This is a genomic window from Kitasatospora sp. NRRL B-11411 (assembly GCF_000721345.1).
GTDB classification, from domain to species: domain Bacteria; phylum Actinomycetota; class Actinomycetes; order Streptomycetales; family Streptomycetaceae; genus Kitasatospora; species Kitasatospora cineracea.
This window is the reverse complement of sequence record NZ_JOGH01000288.1, coordinates 1-966: the sequence shown is the minus strand read 5'-3', so window position 1 is coordinate 966 and position 966 is coordinate 1. Positions and strand designations below refer to the sequence as shown.

Below are 966 nucleotides of genomic sequence, written 5' to 3'. Positions count from 1 at the left end.
GGCAGGGAGGGGGTGGGGCGGGGTGGGGCGGGGGTGCTCAGGCTTCCGGGTCCCAGTCGTAGAGCTGGTGGAAGAGCTCGGCGTTGCCTTCCAGGTGGAGGGCCTCGATGGGGATGCGGCCGTGGAAGACGGCGAGCAGTTCGGCGGCGGTGCCGCGGATGGTCCCGTCCGGGGTGGCGGTGCCCGGGGTGGGGGTGGTCGGGGTGCGGGTGGCGTGGGCGCCGTTCGCGGAGAGGGTGAGCTGCCAGGTGGGGCCGTCGGTGGCCTGGAAGGCGAGGACGGCGGGGGTGTGCGGCCAGGCCACGGTGGTGGAGCAGCAGGTGAGGAGGAACTCCTCGGCGCTGTCGAGGGCCACCTCGCGGGGCACCTCGGCGGCGACACCGGCGGCGAGCTGGGCGTCGTAGGCGTGGACGGCCGTCTCGTTGAGGCGGCGGCGGACCGCGCCGGTGGTGTTCCGCGGGGACTGGGCGAGCTCCCACCAGCCCCAGCAGGGCGCCTCGGGGCCGGCCTCGCGCAGCGCCGCCAGGAGCTGCTCGTTGGACTCGGCGAACCAGGCGATCAGGGCCTCCCGGTCGGTCGGGGCGGCCCCGGTCGGACGCGGCGGGGGCGTCTCGGAGGCGCCCGCGGCCACGATCGCGGACCAGAAGCGCTGGCCCTGGCCCAGGTGCTGCGCCAGGTCGTACAGCGTCCACTCGAGGCAGGTCGGGACCTGGACGTCGAGGTCGGGCGCGGCGGCCAGGGCCTCGCGGAAGGCCGTGGAGCGGTCTTCGAGCAGGCTCAGCAGGGTCGGGAAGTCAAGATCGATAGGCACCTTGACTGTCTATCATCAAGGTTTCGGTGGACGGAAACGATTTGTTCAAGGCGGTGGGTGGGGGCGGCCGCGGTCGGACGCGGGGGGGGCGTGTCGGAGGCGCCCGCGGCCACGACCGCGGACCAGAAGCGCTGGCCCTGGCCCAGGTGCTGCGC

1 protein-coding gene is annotated in these 966 nt (G+C 74.5%); it reads right to left on the bottom strand.

Annotation, left to right across the window (positions count from 1 at the left end; translation table 11 throughout):
* Nucleotides 1–37: 37 nt before the first annotated feature.
* A complete protein-coding gene (locus IH44_RS0139965; protein WP_030464763.1) occupies nucleotides 38–811 on the bottom strand; it encodes a maleylpyruvate isomerase family mycothiol-dependent enzyme in 774 nt (257 codons plus the stop codon).
* Between the last annotated feature and the right edge of the window lie 155 nt (nucleotides 812–966).